Origin of the sequence: Algorimicrobium algoritergicola (assembly GCF_008086165.1) — a bacterium.
Taxonomy (GTDB): Bacteria; Bacteroidota; Bacteroidia; order Flavobacteriales; family Flavobacteriaceae; genus Algorimicrobium; species Algorimicrobium algoritergicola.
Map to the genome: position 1 here is coordinate 155,186 of NZ_VSKL01000003.1, position 21,000 is coordinate 176,185.

At 37.0% G+C, this 21,000-nt stretch carries 18 protein-coding genes; 5 read left to right on the plus strand and 13 right to left on the minus strand.

All coding sequences use genetic code 11. The features are described from left to right. Positions 1-9: 9 nt before the first annotated feature. The gene (locus ES675_RS09875) at positions 10-831 is read right to left on the minus strand and encodes a glucosaminidase domain-containing protein (protein ID WP_066254526.1); all 822 of its coding nucleotides are present in this window, start codon (positions 829-831) and stop codon (positions 10-12) included. After that, the gene (locus ES675_RS09880) at positions 828-1,718 is read right to left on the minus strand and encodes a 1-aminocyclopropane-1-carboxylate deaminase/D-cysteine desulfhydrase (RefSeq protein WP_148367414.1); all 891 of its coding nucleotides are present in this window, start codon (positions 1,716-1,718) and stop codon (positions 828-830) included. Before ES675_RS09880 ends, ES675_RS09875 begins: the two co-directional genes overlap by 4 nt. Positions 1,719-1,871: 153 nt before the next feature. Here ES675_RS09880 and ES675_RS09885 point away from each other — a divergent pair, with 153 nt between their 5' ends. After that, complete coding sequence (locus ES675_RS09885) at positions 1,872-6,473, plus strand: T9SS type A sorting domain-containing protein (protein WP_066254519.1); 4,602 nt, start codon at positions 1,872-1,874, stop codon at positions 6,471-6,473. A 3-nt stretch (positions 6,474-6,476) separates the two neighbouring features. On the opposite strand, the gene ES675_RS09890 is transcribed toward ES675_RS09885, so the two are convergent. Continuing rightward, positions 6,477-6,800, minus strand: coding sequence for a hypothetical protein (locus tag ES675_RS09890; protein WP_066254515.1), 324 nt, complete (start codon positions 6,798-6,800; stop codon positions 6,477-6,479). Positions 6,801-6,847: 47 nt separating this feature from the next. Here ES675_RS09890 and ES675_RS16445 point away from each other — a divergent pair, with 47 nt between their 5' ends. The 3 genes from ES675_RS16445 to ES675_RS09900 are packed head-to-tail and all read left to right on the plus strand — an operon-like array spanning position 6,848 to position 9,565. After that, entirely contained in the window at positions 6,848-6,997 is a 150-nt protein-coding gene (locus tag ES675_RS16445) for a DUF5522 domain-containing protein (RefSeq protein WP_170244085.1), read from the plus strand. A gap of 11 nt (positions 6,998-7,008) precedes the next feature. Beyond that, a complete protein-coding gene (locus ES675_RS09895) occupies positions 7,009-9,003 on the plus strand; it encodes a urocanate hydratase (RefSeq protein WP_066254512.1) in 1,995 nt (664 codons plus the stop codon). A gap of 16 nt (positions 9,004-9,019) precedes the next feature. Then, the gene (locus ES675_RS09900; RefSeq protein WP_066254508.1) at positions 9,020-9,565 is read left to right on the plus strand and encodes a DUF4136 domain-containing protein; all 546 of its coding nucleotides are present in this window, start codon (positions 9,020-9,022) and stop codon (positions 9,563-9,565) included. A gap of 56 nt (positions 9,566-9,621) precedes the next feature. Here ES675_RS09900 and ES675_RS09905 read toward each other — a convergent pair whose 3' ends face one another. After that, positions 9,622-9,972 carry a hypothetical protein gene (locus tag ES675_RS09905; RefSeq protein ID WP_066257379.1) on the minus strand — a complete coding sequence of 117 codons (351 nt, stop codon included), beginning with the start codon at positions 9,970-9,972 and terminating at the stop codon, positions 9,622-9,624. A gap of 201 nt (positions 9,973-10,173) precedes the next feature. On the opposite strand from ES675_RS09905, the gene ES675_RS09910 reads away from it, so the two are divergent. Continuing rightward, the gene (locus ES675_RS09910) at positions 10,174-10,365 is read left to right on the plus strand and encodes a cold-shock protein (RefSeq protein WP_007646460.1); all 192 of its coding nucleotides are present in this window, start codon (positions 10,174-10,176) and stop codon (positions 10,363-10,365) included. Between the two features lie 117 nt (positions 10,366-10,482). Here the strand turns inward: ES675_RS09910 and ES675_RS09915 are convergent, their stop codons facing one another. From ES675_RS09915 to ypfJ, 9 genes are all read right to left on the minus strand, one after another. After that, positions 10,483-10,734 (minus strand): hypothetical protein, encoded by a 252-nt coding sequence (locus ES675_RS09915; protein ID WP_066251947.1) that lies wholly within the window; start codon positions 10,732-10,734, stop codon positions 10,483-10,485. 60 nt (positions 10,735-10,794) lie between these two features. Beyond that, complete coding sequence (locus ES675_RS09920) at positions 10,795-12,846, minus strand: alpha-ketoacid dehydrogenase subunit alpha/beta (protein WP_066251944.1); 2,052 nt, start codon at positions 12,844-12,846, stop codon at positions 10,795-10,797. 142 nt (positions 12,847-12,988) lie between these two features. After that, on the minus strand, positions 12,989-14,260 hold the full coding sequence (locus ES675_RS09925; protein ID WP_394349084.1) for a dihydrolipoamide acetyltransferase family protein: 1,272 nt from the start codon (positions 14,258-14,260) through the stop codon (positions 12,989-12,991). A gap of 150 nt (positions 14,261-14,410) precedes the next feature. Then, a complete protein-coding gene (locus ES675_RS09930; protein WP_066251938.1) occupies positions 14,411-15,007 on the minus strand; it encodes an acyltransferase in 597 nt (198 codons plus the stop codon). A 29-nt stretch (positions 15,008-15,036) separates the two neighbouring features. After that, positions 15,037-15,786: an enoyl-CoA hydratase/isomerase family protein gene (locus ES675_RS09935; protein WP_066251935.1), complete on the minus strand. Its 750-nt coding sequence runs from the start codon at positions 15,784-15,786 to the stop codon at positions 15,037-15,039. A 64-nt stretch (positions 15,787-15,850) separates the two neighbouring features. Beyond that, complete coding sequence (locus ES675_RS09940) at positions 15,851-16,087, minus strand: GIY-YIG nuclease family protein (RefSeq protein WP_231931289.1); 237 nt, start codon at positions 16,085-16,087, stop codon at positions 15,851-15,853. Positions 16,088-16,203: 116 nt separating this feature from the next. Continuing rightward, positions 16,204-18,705: a phenylacetic acid degradation bifunctional protein PaaZ gene (paaZ, locus tag ES675_RS09945; protein WP_066251933.1), complete on the minus strand. Its 2,502-nt coding sequence runs from the start codon at positions 18,703-18,705 to the stop codon at positions 16,204-16,206. Between the two features lie 200 nt (positions 18,706-18,905). Beyond that, positions 18,906-20,120: a 3-oxoadipyl-CoA thiolase gene (locus ES675_RS09950; RefSeq protein WP_066251931.1), complete on the minus strand. Its 1,215-nt coding sequence runs from the start codon at positions 20,118-20,120 to the stop codon at positions 18,906-18,908. Between the two features lie 13 nt (positions 20,121-20,133). Next, positions 20,134-20,994: a KPN_02809 family neutral zinc metallopeptidase gene (ypfJ, locus tag ES675_RS09955; RefSeq protein ID WP_066251926.1), complete on the minus strand. Its 861-nt coding sequence runs from the start codon at positions 20,992-20,994 to the stop codon at positions 20,134-20,136. Positions 20,995-21,000 lie beyond the last annotated feature (6 nt).

The following is a 21,000-nucleotide window of genomic DNA, read 5'->3' on the forward strand; positions in this document are numbered from 1 at the left end:
ATTTATACTTTAATTAGATTTCACCACTATTAAATCACCAATATTCAAATTATTAGATGATAATTTATTGAGGCGTTTTAAATTTTCAACGGTTGTATTGTAGCGTTTAGAAAGTGAATAAAGTGTATCACCTTTAATCACACGATGAGAAGACTCCATAGATGGACTAACTTGAGCAACTCGTGTTTTTTTTCCAGTAACTATTTCATCATACTTAAACAATTCATAGCGCTCAATCAGACTAATTAATTTATCAGGGTACTTTCTATCGGTTGCATATCCAGCAGCTTTTAAACCTTTAGCCCAACCTTCATAATCGTCAATTTCCAATTCAAATAACTTATAATAACGTTTACGCTCCTTCAAAAAAAGTGAATGATCACGATAGGAATATTTCGAATCATTATATTTTCGGAAACATTCTTGATCGGCATCATCATCATGATATATTCTGGCACCTGTCCACTCATGACATTTTATCCCAAAATGATTGTTAGCTTCAACAGCCAAACGCCCGCGACCTGAACTAGATTCTAAAACTCCTTGGGCCAGCGTAATACTAGCTGGAATGTGATATAAGCGCATTTCTTCTTGAGCAATATCACTATATAAAGCAATATAATCATCAATTGGACTATTACTTATTACTACCTTTTTTTTAACAGGATATTCTGGTGGCGTTTCCACAGTTGGCGTTTTCACCTGGGGTGTTTTCACAACACGTTCCGTTTTAGTTCTGTTTTTGGATTTAGAAGCTGCGCGTTTTTTAGACCCACAACTAAAAACAATTAATGTCATACAAATCAATACTACTACTCGCTTCATTTTCATTGAATTTTTATCATATTCTTCTTTTCCAAAATACGATTCATACCATTAATTCCTTGCAGACCTCCTGTATGAATCATCAGTATTTTTGCGTCTTTTGGAAAATAACCATTTTTTATTAAATCAAAAACACCAAAAGCCATTTTTCCCGTATAAATGGGATCTAATGGGATATTAAATTGTCGCTTAAAATCATTAATAAAACTGATTAATTCCGAATTTATTTTAGCATAACCTCCAAAATGGAAATCCGTAATTAAATCCCAATTATCCCGCTTTGCAAATTTACTAATATCTTTTCGTAAAAAATCACCTTTAAGGGCTGGAAATCCAAGAATTTTTTGATGATTTCCCGAAGAATTTATCAAACCTGAAATCGTTCCGCCTGTGCCAACAGGACACGTAATAAAATCGAATTCTGAATCTTGTTCGGTTAAAATTTCTTCGCAACCTTTTATTGCCAAATTATTGGTGCCACCTTCTGAGATGAGATAAAAATCGCCAAATTGTTTTTTTAAATCCTCGATAAAAACGTCGGTTTGTTTTTCACGATACATCTCACGCGAAACAAAGTGAAATTGCATCCCATGATTTTGAGCAAATTCTAAAGTAGCATTTCCTTGAATTTTATTTAATAATTCTTCACCACGAATGACACCAATAGTCTGAAATCCGAAACGACTTCCTGCTGCAGCAACAGCCGCTATATGATTAGAAAACGCACCTCCAAAGGTTAAAAGTGTTTTAGAGTCTTGCTTTTTAGCTTCTAAAATATTGTATTTTAATTTGCGGTATTTATTTCCTGAAATAAATGGATCAATCAAATAATCAGGTTTTACAAAAAGCTGATTATCAATTTTTAAATTCTTATTATCGGTAATTTTTAACATGTTAACGAATCTTTAATAATTATTTAAAAATATGTTAAAATTGTAATTATATTTAATACTTTAACATTTTAGATCCCAAATCTATAATTATTGACACCTTCGCTTAAAGTAATGCTAATTACATAACAATTGGCTTGTTCAAAAATATAGATTATGATAAGAAAAATACCTTCAAATTTAGTTTACTGCAAATATAATTTATGGTTTTCTATTTTAATATTTGCTGTAATTTTATCTTTTAGTTTTAAGAGCTATGCTCAAACTACGCATATAAATCCAACTGGAGACGGTGGATTTGAAACTGGTGCTACTTTTGCTGCAAATGGATGGCTCTCTAATACTCCAGGGCAACAAAATAGAAATCAGTGGGTTATTAATACAGGATCAACTCCAGGTTTTTCAGGTACAAATTCTGCTTATGTTACTAATGCGAGAAATACAGCACCTTCTCCTCATACTTATAATAACGGAACCACAAGTGTTTCCCATATGTATCGAGATATAAGTATTCCTGCTGGAGAGCCTTATATTACCCTAAATTTCGATTGGGTTTGTGACGGAGAAGGCACATTTGACCGGATGCGCATTTGGGTAGTACCAACAACATTTACACCAACTTACGGCAACCAAATTGGAAATGCAGGAACCGCACCAACAGGAAGAATTCAAATAGGAGGGGATTTTAGTGAGCAAATTGCTTGGAGCAATTCTACAGAAAGCCTACCTATAGCTTATGCTGGCACAACCTTTAGAATTGTTTTTGAATGGCGCAATGATGGTAGTCTTGGAGGCAACCCACCAATTGCAGTTGATAATATTTCTTTAATATCAGATTTACCACCTCCACCTCCAGCAAATGACAATCCATGCAGTGCAACGCCATTAACGGTAAACGCCACTTGTAGTTTTGCGACATATACAAATGCAAGTGCTACAGCAACAACTGGTGTTCCAGCTCCTGTTTGTGCATCTTACTCTGGTAATGATGTGTGGTTTGCAGCTGTCGTGCCTGCTAACGGAACACTAATTGTAGATACGGATACAGGTGTAATGACCGATTCTGGAATGGCTTTTTATTCGGGAACTTGTGGCGCTTTATCTTTAATTGAATGTGATGATGATGATAGTGCTAATGGTTTAATGTCCTCAATAACTAGAAGCGGATTAACACCTGGTCAGACTATATATATTAGAGTTTGGGAATATGCAAATGACAATAATGGTACGTTTGATATATGCGCAACGACATTCCAACCATGTAATACTCCAACAGTAACAGCATCAACCGCTGTAGCAATTACAACAGCAACTATTAATTGGACTGCAGCAACACCTGCTCCAACAGGAGGTTACCAATACATAGTCTCTCCTGACAATTCTCCTAATACACCTGGCGGTGATTTTACTGGAAATACTGGCGCAGGCATAACTAATTCTAATGTTACTGGTCTTACACCAAATACAACTTATTATGTTTTTGTAAGAAGTAACTGTGGCTCTGGTAATTTTAGTGGATGGGATGGGCCTATTACATTCACAACACTTGCTGCAACAGTCCCGCCTAATGATAATCCATGTAATGCCATACCCTTAACAGTAAACTCAAGTTGTAGTTTTGCAACATACACTAATGAGTTTGCTACAGCAACATCTGGTGTTCCAGCTCCTGGATGTGGATCCTATTCTGGTGGAGATGTCTGGTTCACTGCTGTAGTACCTGCTTCTGGAATACTAATTGTAGATACAGATACAGGAGTCATTACAGATTCTGGAATAGCCTTTTATTCGGGAACTTGTGCTGGTCTAACCCTAATAGAGTGTGATGATGATGGTAGCAACAATGGCTTTATGTCTTCAATTACCAGAACCGGTTTAACACCTGGTCAAACCATATTTATTAGAGTATGGGAATATGGAAATGATAATAATGGTACATTTGATATCTGCGCAACAACATTCACACCATGCAGTATACCCACTATAGACGCTACACCTAACACTTGTGAAATGGTTATTGATGAGGCAGGTACAGATCCGTTTGCTATAACGCCATACAATCCTAACCCAAGCTTTACATTAGATTGTAATATTACCTCCGTAGATTTAGCAACCAATGCACAAATGTATGAAACGACGACTTATGATGTTATTAAGATACCATATACATACATAGGTAGTTTAGGAGCAACAATTAACAATTCTACCATTGCTAACGATGATTATTGGGCAGATGATCCTACAGCTCTAGGATTTCCATTTTGTTTCTATGACAATGAATATAACTATACACTTGCAGGAGCAAATAGTATGATTACTTTTGACGTTAATGCTCCTGGGGCGCCTTATTTTATGAATGGTAATAATACACCTGGTACTGGTTGCGGTTACGCTTTTAATAACAATTTACCAAGTACAGCTGGTGGTTTATTTGAACAAACCATTTATGGTGTATACCATGACATAGACCCTACAGGACTTCCTGCAAATGCAATTACAACAAGAACACAAGGAGTTGTAGGTTGTAGAAAGTTCATTGCCGAATGGAACGATGTCCCTATGTTTAGTGACAATTCTATATTATATTCTGGAATGATTGTGTTATATGAGACAACTAACATTATAGAAGTTTATATCGAAGAAAAAAGAATTGATAACAATAATGTTTTTCCTTGGAACGGAGGAAATGCAATTGTTGGTTTGCAAGGAGATGTTTCTAGTAATGAATATATTGTTGCTCCTTGCAGAAATGGTTTAGACGCCAATTGGGAAGTCACCAATGAAGCTTGGCGTTTTGTTCCTAGTGGTAATTCCAGACTAACTGGTGTTGAATGGTACATAGGAACTGATACTTCTGGAGTACCGGATGCAACCACTAATACATATACGGCAACGGCACCTGGCATCTATACAGCTATATCAACGTATTCAACATGTGGCGGACCACCTATTACGCTTACGGATGAAGTTGTGATAACAGATGGTCGTAAAACTTGGATGGGTTATATCGATAATAATTGGTTTATTGATGGAAACTGGGAACCTAATGGTGTTCCAACCTCAATGGACTGCGTACTTATTCCAGATGTTGGTATTTCAAACATAGAACCACCAATAGCCGATGAAAGCTACTTTACACCGCCTACACCCCCAGTTCCAGCTTATGCTTTAAATTTGACTGTAGCTTCAACAGCTAGTCTAGAAGTAGCATCTAACACAAAACTGGTGGTAACAGACTGGGTTCATTTAGATGGTTCAATTGACATTAGAGATTCAGGAAGTTTAATCCAAATTAATGATGGTGCCACAAATATTAACAACAATACAGGAGGTGGAGCCATTAACATGCAACGAACCGCAACTATTGCAAGTTCTTATGATTATATATATTGGTCATCGCCTGTAGAAGGATTTGGAGTTACTAATGTATCTCCTGGATCTTCATTAATATACCAATGGATTCCAACTATTACAGGAAATGGCGCTGGAAATTACGGAAATTGGCAAGCAACAACCGAAGCCATGCTAAATGGAAAAGGATATATCATTAGAAATGTAGCTGGGACACCTACTCCTGGAACACCAGAATTTGTTGGCAGACCCAATAATGGTGTAATTACCAAAGCAATAAATAGAGGAATTTACAATGCTGGTGATTATACTGGTGGGGGCAATATAGATGCAACAAGATTAGATGACAACTGGAATTTAGTTGGTAATCCATATCCTTCCGCCATTTCTGCAAATACATTTTTAAATATAAATACTAATATTGCAGGAACCGTTTATTTATGGAGGCATTTAGCTGTGCCCAGCGCTATAAACGATCCCTTTTACGAAGATTTTGTCTACAATTATAATCCTAATGATTATATAGCTCATAACGGAACTGGCTCAAATCCACCTGGATTTGGTGGTGATATTGCAGCAGGACAAGCATTTTTTGTACTTATGGAACATGCCACTGCATCTACTAATGAAAATGTAATATTCAATAATACGATGCGTAGTGCATCGTTAGTAAACAGTGAGTTCTACAGAACAAATAATGCTTCTGAAAATCCTTTAGAAATTGAAAAACACCGTATTTGGCTAGATTTAATTGCACCAAACAACACAGCAAATTCTATTTTAGTGGGTTATATTGAGAATGCTACAAATGATGTTGATAGGCTTTTTGACGGATTTGAATTAAGCGAAACGAGCAACCGTTTTTATTCACTAATCAACACGGAAGAAATGGCTATTCAAGGACGAACCCTTCCTTTTGATGATGCAGACTTAGTTCCTTTAGGTGTAGAGATAGCTTCAAGCGGAAATTATAGTATTGCACTAAATACACTTGACGGCTTATTTATGGACACGGGCCAAATTATATTTATAGAAGACACCTATACCAATATAATCCATAATGTCCGTATTTCACCATATAGTTTTAATACAGAAGCCGGGGTATTTAATGATCGTTTCATTTTACGATATACAGATAACGCGCTGTCAGTTGAAGAATTTAATGCTAATTCGGGAATAACCATTACGGCCCCGAACAGCAACTACATTAAGGTATCTTCAAAAAACAACACAATTAAATCCGTATACGTCTACGATATGTTAGGTCGTGAGTTAGTTAAAAAGTTAAACATTAATGCCACTGAAATTATTCTAGATAACAATAGTTTTTCTGAAGGCACTTACATTGTTAAAGCTACCACAACTAATAACATGACACGTATTGAGAAGGTGATTTTGAAACGGTAATTTTTAAAAATAAGTAGTAAAACTCCAAAACGGCCTTGATTTTAAATAATTAAGGTCGTTTTCATTTATATAAGCTTCTCGCTCAAAAGAAATATTTCTATAAGCAAGATGCCAAGATCTATATTGAAAGAAACGAAGTATAAACTCCAAAACATACAGAATAACAAAAGGAAGAACTAACAATTCAATTTGTTGTCTAATATGAATTCGTTCATGATTTATCAAAACGACATCTTCTTTCAAAAGTCTATTCTTCAAAAAAATAAAAGGCCAAATAGTAAGTCCTAAATAACGTTTAGGGACAATATGTTTTGAAACGATAATCATAATTAACAACATTCAAAAATCAGTCCAATTTACATTATATTTGTAAAATGAAGAAGATCATACCGATTGAAGAAGGTGATTTCTACTGGACACCTGAAGGTTATCGTTGTTTTACAGAGCAGTATCACTTAAAACGTGGATACTGTTGTGAAAGCGGCTGCAGACATTGCCCTTATGGCTATAATAAGAAAAACTGAATACTGAATTTATGACATTTCAAGAACACATATTACAAGGCATTCCAAATACATTACCCGAAGCAATAGCTTATGATTCGGAAATTAATCACGCACCAAAGCGTAAAGACATTTTATCTGGTGAGGAAAAAATCCTAGCACTACGTAATGCATTGCGCTATTTTGAATCCAAGCATCATGAAACTTTGTTGCCTGAGTTTAAAAACGAATTAGAAACGTACGGTCGAATTTACATGTATCGCCTGCGTCCAGATTATAAAATGTATGCACGTCCCATTGACGAATATCCTGCAAAAACAAAGCAAGCTGCAGCTATTATGCTCATGATTCAGAACAATTTGGATTATGCGGTAGCACAACATCCACACGAATTGATTACATATGGTGGAAATGGTGGTGTTTTTTCCAATTGGGCACAATATTTATTAACCATGAAATATCTTGCGGAAATGACCGAGGAACAAACACTGGTTATGTATTCTGGTCATCCCATGGGTTTATTTCCATCTCATAAAGATGCGCCACGTGTTGTGGCGACCAATGGAATGATGATTCCTAATTATTCTAAACCTGACGATTGGGAAAAATACAATGCACTTGGCGTAACGCAATACGGCCAAATGACTGCTGGCAGTTATATGTACATTGGACCTCAAGGTATTGTTCATGGAACAACCATTACAGTTTTAAATGGATTCAGAAAAATAAAAAAATCACCAAAAGGAAATCTTTTTGTAACATCTGGATTAGGGGGCATGAGTGGCGCACAACCAAAAGCTGGAAATATTGCTGGTTGCATTACGGTTTGTGCTGAAGTGAATCCTAAAATAACACAAGTGCGTTTAGATCAAGGTTGGATTGATGAAAAGATAACGAATTTAGACCAATTAGTATCACGAGTTGAGCACGCAAAACAGAATAAAGAAACGATTTCCATTGCCTATTTAGGAAACATTGTAGATGTCTGGGAGAAATTTGATGAAGCAAATGTTACCATCGATTTGGGTAGTGATCAAACATCACTACACAACCCGTGGGCTGGCGGTTATTATCCTGTAGGCTTGAGCTTTGAAGAAGCAAATGACTTGATGGCTAACAACCCAGAATTATTCAAAGAAAAAGTCCAAGAAACCCTCCGACGTCATGCAAAAGCTATTAATAAACATACTGCAAAAGGCACCTATTTCTTTGACTACGGCAATGCATTTTTATTAGAAGCCTCCAGAGCTGGAGCAGATGTTATGGCTGAAAACCCAACTCATGGACGCGAGTTTAAATACCCAAGCTACGTCCAAGATATTATGGGACCTATGTGCTTTGATTATGGTTTTGGCCCTTTCCGTTGGGTGTGTGCTTCAGGAAAACCCGAAGATCTAGCGAAAACAGATGCTATTGCTTGCCAAGTTTTAGAGGATATTAAGAAGAATTCACCTAAAGAAATTCAGCAACAAATGACTGATAATATCCAATGGATAAAAGGTGCTCAAGAAAATAAATTGGTGGTTGGCTCACAGGCCAGAATATTATATGCAGATGCTGAAGGAAGAATGAAAATTGCAAAAGCCTTTAATGATGCCATTGCAAAAGGTGAAATTGGTCAGATAATTCTTGGTCGTGATCATCATGATGTATCAGGGACGGACTCACCGTACCGTGAAACTAGTAATATTTACGATGGTTCGCGCTACACAGCAGATATGGCCATCCAAAATGTAATAGGTGATAGCTTCCGGGGCGCAACTTGGGTAAGTATTCATAATGGTGGAGGCGTTGGCTGGGGCGAAGTTATAAATGGGGGATTTGGTATGGTTCTTGATGGTAGTAATGATGCTGAAAGGCGCTTAAAATCAATGTTATTCTGGGATGTAAACAATGGTATTTCTAGAAGAAGTTGGGCTAGAAATGACGAAGCCATTTTTGCTATTAAACGCGCCATGAAAGCTGAACCAAATTTAAAGGTTACGCTACCAAATTTGGTTAATGACAAATTATTCGACTTGATTTAACCTTAAAACTTACAACATGAAAAAAACAATCTTTACATCCATTTTGGCCATTATAATTATGGCTACGGTAACGTCTTGTAGTTCAGTACAAGTAATTGCAGATTACGACAAACAGGTGAATTTTGAGACCTATAAAACGTTTGCATTTTATAAACCTGGAATTGATAAAGCTGAAATTAATGATTTAGATAAACGCCGAATACTACGTGCTATTGAAAACGAATTAGTAGCAAAAGGATTTACTAAATCAGAGAATCCTGATTTACTTGTTAGTATTATAGCATCATCTCGTGAAAAAATAGATATCTATAACAACTATTATGGTGGTTATGGTGCTCGTTGGGGATGGAATCCATATTATTACGGGAATTACAATAACGTATCAACATCTACAGAAGGATCTTTATATATAGATTTAATTGATGCGAAAAAGAAAGAACTAGTATGGCAAGGCCAAGGAGTCGGTTATCTAAATGGTTCTAATATGGAACAAAAGGAAGAACGCATTAATGAGTTTGTCACCAAAATCATGGCTGTTTATCCGCCACAAGCGAAAAAATAATGACATAAAAAAAGCGACAATATTGTCGCTTTTTTTATAAAATATATTTATTGAATTTACTTTTTGCTCTCTAAAGAAGTCTGGTATAATTTGAATTGGCTTGGTGTTAAAATTTTCTTTAAACCTTCCTCTACTCTCAAATCAAGAGTTTTCATACCTTCTTGTCTAAATTTATCAGATATCTCTCTCTTACGTAGCTCTCCCATATTTTGTTCCGCATCAACTAAAACCTTAAAAACATCGCCTTGTTGATCTCCAGTCAACGTTAATAACTGGTGTAAATCGTGAGTTTTTTGTTTAGCAATAGATTCAGCACTTTGTTGCCTGTCAGATGATTGAGCAGCAGAGAATTGCATTCCAACAAAAAACAATGCAATAAAACTAAATAGTGAAATGTATTTTTTCATAATAAGTATTTTTTTTCATGATTAATAAGGGATCAATATACAAAATATATCAATATATTATATGAAATAAATTGAAATTTCAAACGCTATACATATCACCTAAAAGGAAGTAACAGGTATTTATTGAAAATATTTAGTAAAAAGTCTTTGGATACCAATTTATTAAGCTACCTTTGCCACTTAATTAAATAAATTATTATTATGAGTACTGGTACAGTAAAATTTTTTAATGACTCTAAAGGATTTGGATTCATCACAGAAGAAGGAAACAACAAAGAGCATTTCGTGCACATTTCTGGCTTAATCGACGAAGTAAGAGAAGGCGACCAAGTTGAATTCGATTTAACAGAAGGTAAAAAAGGATTAAACGCGATTAACGTAAAAGTTATCTAATTATATACTTTTAAAACTTTACAAAAGAGCCTATCAACCGATAGGCTCTTTTTATTTGCAAAAAAAATCCAATATTAATTTAATATTGGATTTTTTTATTAGTATTACTTAATAGTATTAAGAATCGCTATCGTCTTCCTTAATTTTTATCTTCGTATCGCCGTCATCACCTTCTTTAATTTTCACCTTTTTATCATCGGTTTCCATTTTTATTTTGGTATCATTGGCACGATCTTTTACTTCTATGTCTGCATCTTTATCTTGCATTTCTTCAATTAATTCCTCTTTTTGAGTTTTATCTTCTCTACAAGAAGTTACAGATGCGACCATTACAAATGCCATTAATGACATAAAAATTACTTTTTTCATAATATTAGTTTTAAGTGTTATTCAAAACTAACAATCATTGCCCGTAAAATTTAACTCGATTCAATAATTTAATAACTCATTTATCTTTGCCTTAACTTTTTCAGTAGACGGTATCATCGTTTCTTCTAAAACAGAATTTAATGGAATTGCTGGCATATTTTCGCTACCAATGGTCATAACTGGTGCATCTAAAAACTTGAAACATTCTTCTTGAATTTTTCCAGACAAGGCTCTTGCAAAACTATTGTTACTCGGTTCTTCCGTAACCACTAAACATTTTCCTGTTTTCTTAACCGATTTCATAATCGTTTCTTCATCCAAAGGAAATAAGGTTCGTAGATCAATTACTTCTATCTGATCTTTCATTCCTAATTCTTCAGACGCATTCATTGCCCAATGAACGCCCATACCATAAGTAACAATGGTTAACGTTTCTACATTTTCCTGTTTCCAAATTTCTTGCAATACCCATGCTTTTCCAAAAGGCAAAACATAATCTTCACTTGGCTCTACCGATGTTGCTCCTTGCGTCCCTGGTACTTTAGACCAATACAATCCTTTATGCTCCAAAATTACTACTGGATTGGGATCATAATAAGCCGCTTTCATTAAACCTTTTAAGTCGGCTCCATTACTTGGATAGGCTATTTTAATACCACGAATATTAGTAATCACGCTTTCAACAGAGGACGAATGATAAGGCCCTCCACTTCCATAAGCACCAATCGGCACGCGTAAAATCATACTCACCGGCCATTTTCCGTTACTTAAATAGCAACTTCTACTTACCTCCGTGAATAATTGATTTAATCCAGGCCAGATATAATCGGCAAATTGAACCTCAACAATAGGCTTTAAACCAACAGCACTCATTCCCACCGTGGACCCTACAATAAACGCTTCCTGAATGGCTGTATTAAACACGCGGTCATCACCAAATTTTTGCGCTAAAGTCGCAGCTTCTCGGAACACACCACCTAACCTACCACCAACATCTTGACCATATAGCAAGCATTCCTTATGTTTTTTCATTAATTCCTCAACTGCAAACAAGGCACAATCTACCATGACTACTTTCTCTGCACCTTTTGGGGAACGTTCCCCTTTTTCCTCAGTAATGGGCGTTGGAACAAAATCGTTAGTAAATAAATCTTCAGGTTTTGGATCTTCAGCGAGTAACGCCTTTTCAAAATCAGATTGTACAGTTGCTTTAACGGCAACTTCAATTGCTTGTATTTCTGCTTCAGAAAAACCACCATCTAACATTTGCTGTTTTAAAACCGGATACGGGTCACGTGATTTGGCTTCTTCCAAATCATCACGATACCATTCCATTCTAACACCAGATGTATGGTGATTTAACAACGGTACTTTTGCATGCACTAAAAATGGTCGACGTTCCGTTCGAATGGTTTTAATAACGGTTTCCAAGGCTTCATAGCTTTCTGTAAAATTAGCACCATCAATAGAAATGGCTTCTAAACCGTGAAAACCTTTGGCGTATTCAAATGCGTTTTGCGCTCTGGTTTCCGCTGCATTAGCTGAAATATCCCAACCATTGTCTTGTACTAAAAACAGAATGGGCATTTGTTTTAAGCCTGCCATTTGAAAAGCTTCTGAAATTTCACCTTCCGTAACAGACGCATCACCTAATGAACAGACCACAAATGGTAAATCCGATAATGTTTTATCATCTAATCCTTGTAATTCCTTATACTGCATACCCATAGCAACGCCTGTTGCTGGAATAGCCTGCATACCAGTTGCAGAGGATTGATGCGGTATTTTAGGTTTATCAGCATCCTTTAAACTCGGATGTGCATAATAAGTGCGACCTCCAGAAAATGGATCATCTTTTTTAGCAAGTAATTGCAACATTAAATCATAAGGTTTCAGACCAAAAGACAAAAGCATGGCATCATCCCTATAGTATGGGAATGCATAATCTTGCGGCAATAATTGCATGCCTATTGCGGTTTGAATGGCCTCATGTCCTCGGGAGGTTGCATGTACATATTTTGATACTTGCTTGAAATTAGCTTCATACAGTTCTGCCATAGCTTTGGCTGTACATAAATTTGCGAATCCCTTTTTTAGTATATCTTTTTTCATAATAAATGCCTGCACGGGCAGGTATGTATTTAATTTTAGTCAATTCGTGTAAAACTGTATTACAAATTTGTATCAAGAACATTTGCTTCCTTCTCAATACAATTCCAACAAAAATTGGAATCACTTGAAGTGACGACTTTGTTTATATTTTTCTATTTACATCAAACTGCTCGAAATAATCGGCAACACGACGTACAAAACTACCGCCTAAGAAGCCATCAACTACACGATGGTCAAACGATAAAGACAAATACATCATGCTACGAATAGCAATTTCATCACCTTTTTCTGTTTCTATAACTTCGGCGCGTTTTTTAATAATTCCTAATGCTAAAATAGCAACTTCAGGTTGGTTGATAATTGGTGTTCCCATAACACTACCAAAGGTTCCAACGTTGGATATGGTAAACGTACTTCCTTTTATATCATCACCGCCTAATTTATTTTCTCGTGCTTTATTAGCTAGCGCATTTACATTTTCGGCAATAGTTTTTAAATCTTTAGAATCCGCATTTTTTACAACAGGAACAATTAAATTTCCACTCGGCAAGGCCGTTGCCATTCCGATATTAATATCTTCTTTAACAATGATAGTATTGCCATCTACAGAAGCATTGATATTTGGATAATCCTTAACAGCTTTAGCAACCGCTTCCACAAATAAGGGCGTGAATGTTAAACGTTCGCCATATTTTTCCTGAAAGGCTTTTTTATTCGCATTTCGCCAATTAACCATATTCGTCATATCGGCTTCCACATAAGCGGTAACGTGTGGTGCTGTATGTTTTGAATACACCATATGATCAGCTATCATTTGGCGCATTCTGTCCATTTCAATAACTTTCCCCTTGCCTTTATCAAAGGATAATTGCGGAATTCTGTAAGCAGTAGGATCTTGTGCTACGGCTTGCGAAAATTGATACGGACGACCGTCTTCTATATAATTAAACACATCACTTTTACGCAATCTGCCTTCATGACCGGTTGCAGGAATTCTAGCTAGTTCCTCAAAACTAATGTGGTGTTCTTTGGCGATTTTAATAACTAAAGGCGAAAAGAATGTGTTTGAGTTTGTATTTGAAAATGCTGCTGGAGCTGAAACCGATGGAATTGGTTTTGGTTTATTAACTTTTTTCTGCTTTTGAGATTCTTCGCTAGCGTTCTGAATGACAGCATCGGCTTTTGGTTTTACATTTTGTTCTTCAGAAACCTCTAAAATGGCAATAACCTCTCCTACCGGAACAACATCTTTGGCTTGAAAAAGGGTCTCTACCAAAGTCCCGGATGCTGGTGCTGGCACTTCGTTGTCCACTTTATCCGTGGCAACTTCAAGAATAATATCGCCTTCTTCAAAGGTATCACCAACGTTTATTAACCAATTAATGATGGTTCCTTCTGTTATACTTTCGCCCATTTTGGGCATTTTTAAATCAAACTTGGACATTATTTGTTCTAATTTTAATTTATTCAACCAGCGTTAGCGATTGAACGGTTTGTTTGAGCTCTCGCGACCTTTTTGTCGTGAAGCGAGTAGTGAAAGCGCGACCCTTGTGGTAACGCCCAATTAATTCTTCATAAAATCGCGAAGCGTTTTATACACATCTTCTTGAATTTTCATATTTTCAGGAACAACTCTTAAAGGTTCCGCTTCTTCTAAACTTTCATGACAGTCGGCTGGTAATTGTTGATACAATTGAGTGCCTTTAGTTTTCCAAGCAATCATATCATCCGATACGTCTTTAATCACTTTTGCTGGATTTCCAACCACTAAACTCCGGTTTGGAATTTTAGTTTCCGCTCTTACGAATGCCATAGCTCCTACGATACTTTCATCCCCAATTTCGGCATCGTCCATAATAACAGCATTCATACCTATTAAGCAATTACGCCCCAAATTAGCACCATGAATTATGGCACCGTGCCCCACATGAGCACTTTCTTTTAAGGTGATGGATTTACCCGGGAACATATGAACAGTACAGTTTTCTTGAACATTTACGCCGTCTTCCAAAATAATTTGTCCCCAATCACCACGAATGGCAGCACCTGGGCCGATGTAACAGTTTTTTCCAATAATAACATTTCCAGTTACAGCAGCTAATGGATGCACAAAGCTGGACTCGTGAACGACTGGTGTATAACCTTTGAATTTGTATATCATATCCCTATTCCTGCCTGTGCAGGAATTTGTTATTTAAATCCTTTTAATTTCTCTTTGGTGAATTCTGAAAGCACTAAACGCCCACTTGTTGCTGCGCGTTCTGCTAAAAGGTCGTCCCAATTATCAGTTCCACTCCAGAATACTTTTTTCATTTCTACCATGGCTTCTGGATTGTAAGTGCATAAATGCTCAGCTGTTGTTTTTACAGCTTCATCTAAAGCTTCCGTACTTTCATAAACTTGCGTAAATAAGCCTTTTTGTTGCGCCCATTCTGCTGAATAAAAGGTATTAGCATCAATGGCAATTTGCGACATGGCGCTTAATCCCATTTTACGTTCAATAGCTGGTCCCACAACAAATGGCCCGATACCGATATTTAATTCACTTAACTTAATAGCCGCGAATTTTGATGCCATACAATAATCGGTTGATGCCGCTAATCCAACACCACCTCCTACTGTTTTTCCTTGAATACGACCGATTATGAATTTCGGACATTTACGCATCGCGTTTATAACATTGGCAAAACCTGAAAAGAAAACTTTTCCTGTAGCTGCATCATCAATATTAATAAGCTCTTCAAAGCTTGCTCCTGCACAGAAGGTTCTCTCGCCTCCACTTTTAAGAACAATGACTTTTATGTTATTGTTTTTACCAGCGTCTGTGATTGTTTGGGCTAATTCTGCCAAAACATTACCTGGTAAGGAATTGTGAGCTGGGTGAAAAAACTCTATGTAGGCTACATCGTTATCTATAGTTTGTTTTACGTATGGTTCCATTGTTTTTTTAGCTTGTCAATGCGCACCTGTTGCGCATTCGTTTTATAATTATTTTACTTTTAATTTAAAAATTCCAATCCGCATTCAAATCAATCCAATCCGGATTTACGTTCTCTATTAATTCAATTTTCCAAGACCTGTTCCATTTTTTCATTTGTGCCGCTCTTGATTTAGCTTCTTTTTCTGACTCAAACTCTTCAAAATAAATCAACTTATCTAAATTAGATCTAGCAGAAAATGTACTCGGATGCGCTTTAGTTTTATGTTGATATATTCTTATTTTTAATCTTTGGGTTTCCACTATATATAATACACCATTTTTTTATTTGTTATTGTGTAAACATAGTGTTTCATCTTATTTGCTACTTATATAAATGAGACACCCGATTTCTCGAGTGCTTCGAACAGTTTAATCTTTTATAAAAGATTAAACTGTTCGAAATGATGATTCAAATGTTTTCGTTCTAATAAATACGATTCATATTTATTCAATTCCCCAAATACTAAATTCTTTAATTTAGCTTCTGGGTTTTCTTCAAAATAATTTACATATTTTTCACGTTGCGCCTTGAATTCCGCGATTGCTGTCTCCAAGTTTGGATATTTTAAAGGTTCCAATTTGTCTTTTTCTAATAATGGAAAGTTGGTGCCCATTGGAAATTTATCATAAGTATATAAACTAGCATGTACCTTTTCTAAAATCTTTTCTGGAGTGGCAATTTCAAAATCTTGAATGTCTCCTGCGGCAATTTTATAGGTAAACTCCAAATGCTCCAACATATGCTGCGGCGTCATAACACCCCATTTTGGCTTGGTATCTGCAGACAGTTTATTAAGACATGTATCTATTTTTTCAGAAGTCATCTCAACAAAGGTTTCTTGTTTCTTCTGAACCATAGTTAAAACAGTTGCAAAGGCCACTTTTTCATCGGTTAAGGCATCAAAAACCTCAACATACCATTTAACAATACCTGAAGGATGTTCGGCAGAAGCGACATCACGATCCACTTTTTGTTGACACGTTAATCGGGCATAAATGGTATCGTTATGATATAATGGACGCAGGAAACGGCATTCTTCTAAACCGTAATTTGCCGCTACAGGCCCTTTATTTGGATAAACGAATAGTCCAGCTGCTGCCGCAATAATTAAATAACCGTGAGCCGTTCGTTTTTCAAAAATACTTCCGTCTAATGATGTGATATCTGTATGCGCATAGAAATGATCCCATGTTAGGTTTGCAAAGTTGATGATATCGGTATCTGTAAAAGTTCGTCTATGCGTTTTAAGCGACATGCCTGGTTGAATATCTTCCCAATGGTATTTAAATGGGTGCTGATCCGCTTCCTTATACTCGGCATTCTGCTGATAGATTCCAGTAATTTCTGTTAAGGTTGTAGGTGAACCTTGTATGGCAGTACGCTGTAAGTAATGTTTAATACCGCGCATACCGCCCATTTCTTCACCTCCTCCAGCGCGACCAGGACCTCCATGAACCAAGTTTGGTAATGGCGAACCATGACCTGTGCTTTCTTTAGCCATATCGCGATTCATAACTAAAATACGCCCATGATGACTGGCCGCGTTTATGACATAGTCTTTTGCAATCTTATCATCATAAGTCGCTATAGACGATACTAATGAACCTTTACCCAATTGGGCAAGCGTAATAGCTTCATCTAAATTTTTATAGGGCATAATGGTACTAACTGGACCAAAAGCTTCTGTTTCATGAACGGCTAAATTGGTAAATGGATTATCCTCACGAAGTAATATAGGTGCTAAAAATGCGCCTTTTTTAGCGTCGGCTCCAATCGTTTCTATTTTATCTAAATCGCCATACACAATACTAGCTGTTTTAGCCAATTCTTGAACGCGATCTCTCACTTCCTGGACTTGATCTTTACTAACCAAAGCTCCCATTCTAACTTCTTTTAATCGCGGATCGCCAATAGTAATTTTATCAAGTGCTTTTCCTAGCGCCATTTGAACATCTTCTACTAAATTTTGCGGAACGATGATACGACGGATAGCTGTACATTTTTGACCACATTTTACGGTCATTTCATTGCGGACTTCTTTGATGAATAAGTCGAATTCCGGTGTACCAGGCAAGGCATCTTCTCCTAAAACGGATGCATTTAATGAATCGGCTTCCATGTTGAAGGGTACTGATTCCTCTAAAATACGTTTATGAGATTTTAAAAGTCTTCCCGTTGTTGCCGATCCTGTAAAGGTAACCACATCTTGCGACTCGACCGTATCCAAAATAGTTCGTGCTGAACCCGAAATAAGTTGCAGCGCACCTTCTGGCAATATGTTAGATGCAATAATTTCCCGCACCACAGCCTCCGTTAAGAAAGACGTGTTAGTTGCCGGTTTCACGACGGCTGGAACTCCAGCCATCCAATTGGATGCACATTTTTCTAACATGCCCCAAACCGGAAAGTTAAAGGCATTAATATGTAGGGCAACACCGCGTTTTGGCACCATAATATGATGTGCCATAAAACGACCACCACGTGATAAATCTATTGGATCTCCTTCTACATGATAGGATTGATTTGGAAATAATTTTCGTAAGGACGCATTGGCGAATAAGTTTCCAAATCCACCTTCAATATCAATCCAGCTATCAATTTTAGTTGCACCGGTTCGATAACTTAATTCGTAGAATTGATTTTTGCGTTTGGTAAGATACATGGCTAGACTTTTAAGCATATTACCACGCTCTTGAAAGGTCATTTTTCGAAGTTTCTCACCGCCTTTGGTTCTTCCATATTGAAGGATTTCGCCAAAATCTAATCCTTGTGTGTCTGATAATGCCACCACTTCTCCGGTAATAGCATCAAACATAGGGACACCTTCACCTTTACCTTCTAGCCATTGTCCTGTGACGTAATTTTGTGTTTTTTTCATCGATAATTTTATTTATCGTTCCCTTTAAAACGGGAAACTGATTTATGTCTTATTGATATAATTCCCATTGCATAGGAATCACATCAAGTGACGTTATTTTTTTTAATCTGCCTGCGTCCGCGTTAGGGATTGAGGCTTTGTTGGAGCGCCTTGAAAAGCGCGACTGCCGAAAGCCCGACCCTTGTGGGAACGCCCGAAAACTATAAATTCACATTCTCAATAACCGCCGCATACCCTTGGCCAACGCCAATACACATGGTTACTAAAGCATACTTTTTACCTGTTTCTTTGAGCTCTAAAGCCGCAGAATACGTGGTTCTTGTTCCTGTAACACCCAGTGGATGGCCGATGGCGATGGCACCACCATTTGGATTCAATCGTGGATCGTTATCGGCTAATCCCCAAGCGCGTGTACAAGCCAGAGCTTGTGCTGCAAAGGCTTCGTTGAGTTCTATAACATCCATATCTGCCATGGTTAAGCCAGCTTTTTCTAATGCTTTATTAGAGGCTTCAACAGGGCCGATGCCCATAATTCTTGGTTCGACTCCAACAACTGCGGAACTCACAATGCGTGCTAATGGTTTTAAATTGTATTTTTTAACCGCATCTTCAGACGCAATAATAGTAGCTGCAGCTCCATCGTTTAATCCTGATGAATTTCCTGCGGTAACGCTTCCACCTTCAGTTTTGAAAGCGCCTCGTAATTTTCCTAAAACGGCTAAAGATGTGTTCGGTTTTACAAATTCATCCTTTGAAAATTGAATCGGGTCTTTTTTGCGTTGTGGGATTTCAACGGTAATAATTTCTTTTGCTAGTCGGCCGTTTTCTTGCGCTTTAGTCGCTTTCATTTGACTCCAATAAGCAAACTTATCTTGATCTTCGCGAGAAATATTATATTTTTCAACCAGATTTTCAGCGGTTTGACCCATCCCATCTGTTCCAAACATTTTTTGCATTTTAGGATTAATGAAACGCCATCCGAAACTGGAATCATACATTTTGGCATCGGTACCAAATCCTTTGGATGGTTTTGCAATTACGTAGGGTCCGCGTGTCATATTTTCAACGCCTCCAGATATAAATAAATCGCCATCGCCTGCTTTAATAGCTCTATTAGCATGAATGATTGCCGATAATCCGGAGCTACATAACCTATTAACCGTTTCACCGGGAACAGTAACTGGAAGTCCGGCCAAAAGTGACGCCATTCTAGCTACGTTACGATTGTCCTCACCGGCTTGATTGGCACAGCCTAGAATAACATCGTCATAGGCTTCTTTGGGAATATTTGGATTTCGTTTTACGAGTTCTTCAATGACTATAGCGGCTAAATCGTCTGTTCGAACAGCTGAAAGTGTTCCTTGATAACTTCCAATTGGCGTTCTGATGCCGTCTATTATATATGCTTGTTTCATATTGATTTTCTTTCTAATTTAAAATTGCGGAAAAGGTATCGCCTTGTTTGATGTCTCCTGTTTTGAATCCTTTCATAAACCAGAACATCCGTTGTTCTGAAGTTCCATGTGTAAAGGAATCTGGTGTAACATCGCCTCGGACTCTTCGTTGAATAGCATCATCTCCAACCGCATTGGCAGCGCTTAAAGCTTCTTCGATATCGCCTTCTTCTAAATATTTTTTATTGTGATGTGCCCAAACGCCGGCATAAAAATCGGCTTGCAATTCTTGGGCTACTGATAATTTATTGCCTTCCGTTTGATTTGTTTGTTGTTGTAACTGTCTTACCTTTTTTGAGGTTCCGAGTATGGTTTGAATATGGTGTCCAATTTCATGAGCGGTAACGTAGGCTGTAGCAAAATCACCACCTTTGGCTCCAAAACGTGTTTTTAACTCATCAAAAAACACTAAATCCATATATAGTTTTTGATCCGCTGGACAATAAAAAGGTCCAGATGCTGAACTGGCATTTCCACAACCGCTCGTTACTGCATCTGTAAATAATACCATGGTAGGTTCTTGATAATTGCCAAGATTATTTTCTCTGAAAATTTGATTCCAGACATCTTCTGTATCTGCTAAAACTGTAGCAACAAAACTTCCGACTTCTTTTTCTTGAGCAGTTAATTCTCTTTGTTCCACTTGTTGTGTTGAACCACCTTGATTAATTTGCTCTAAAATAGGTGCAATTTGCTGTCCGGTTTCTCCTCCAAAAAGTTGTAAAAGAATCACTACAACAGCTACAAAACCACCTCCAGCTACTAGTTTCCCTTTGGAACCCATACCTCTTCGATCTTCAACATTCCCGCTTTGTCTTCTACCTTTCCATTTCATATGGTT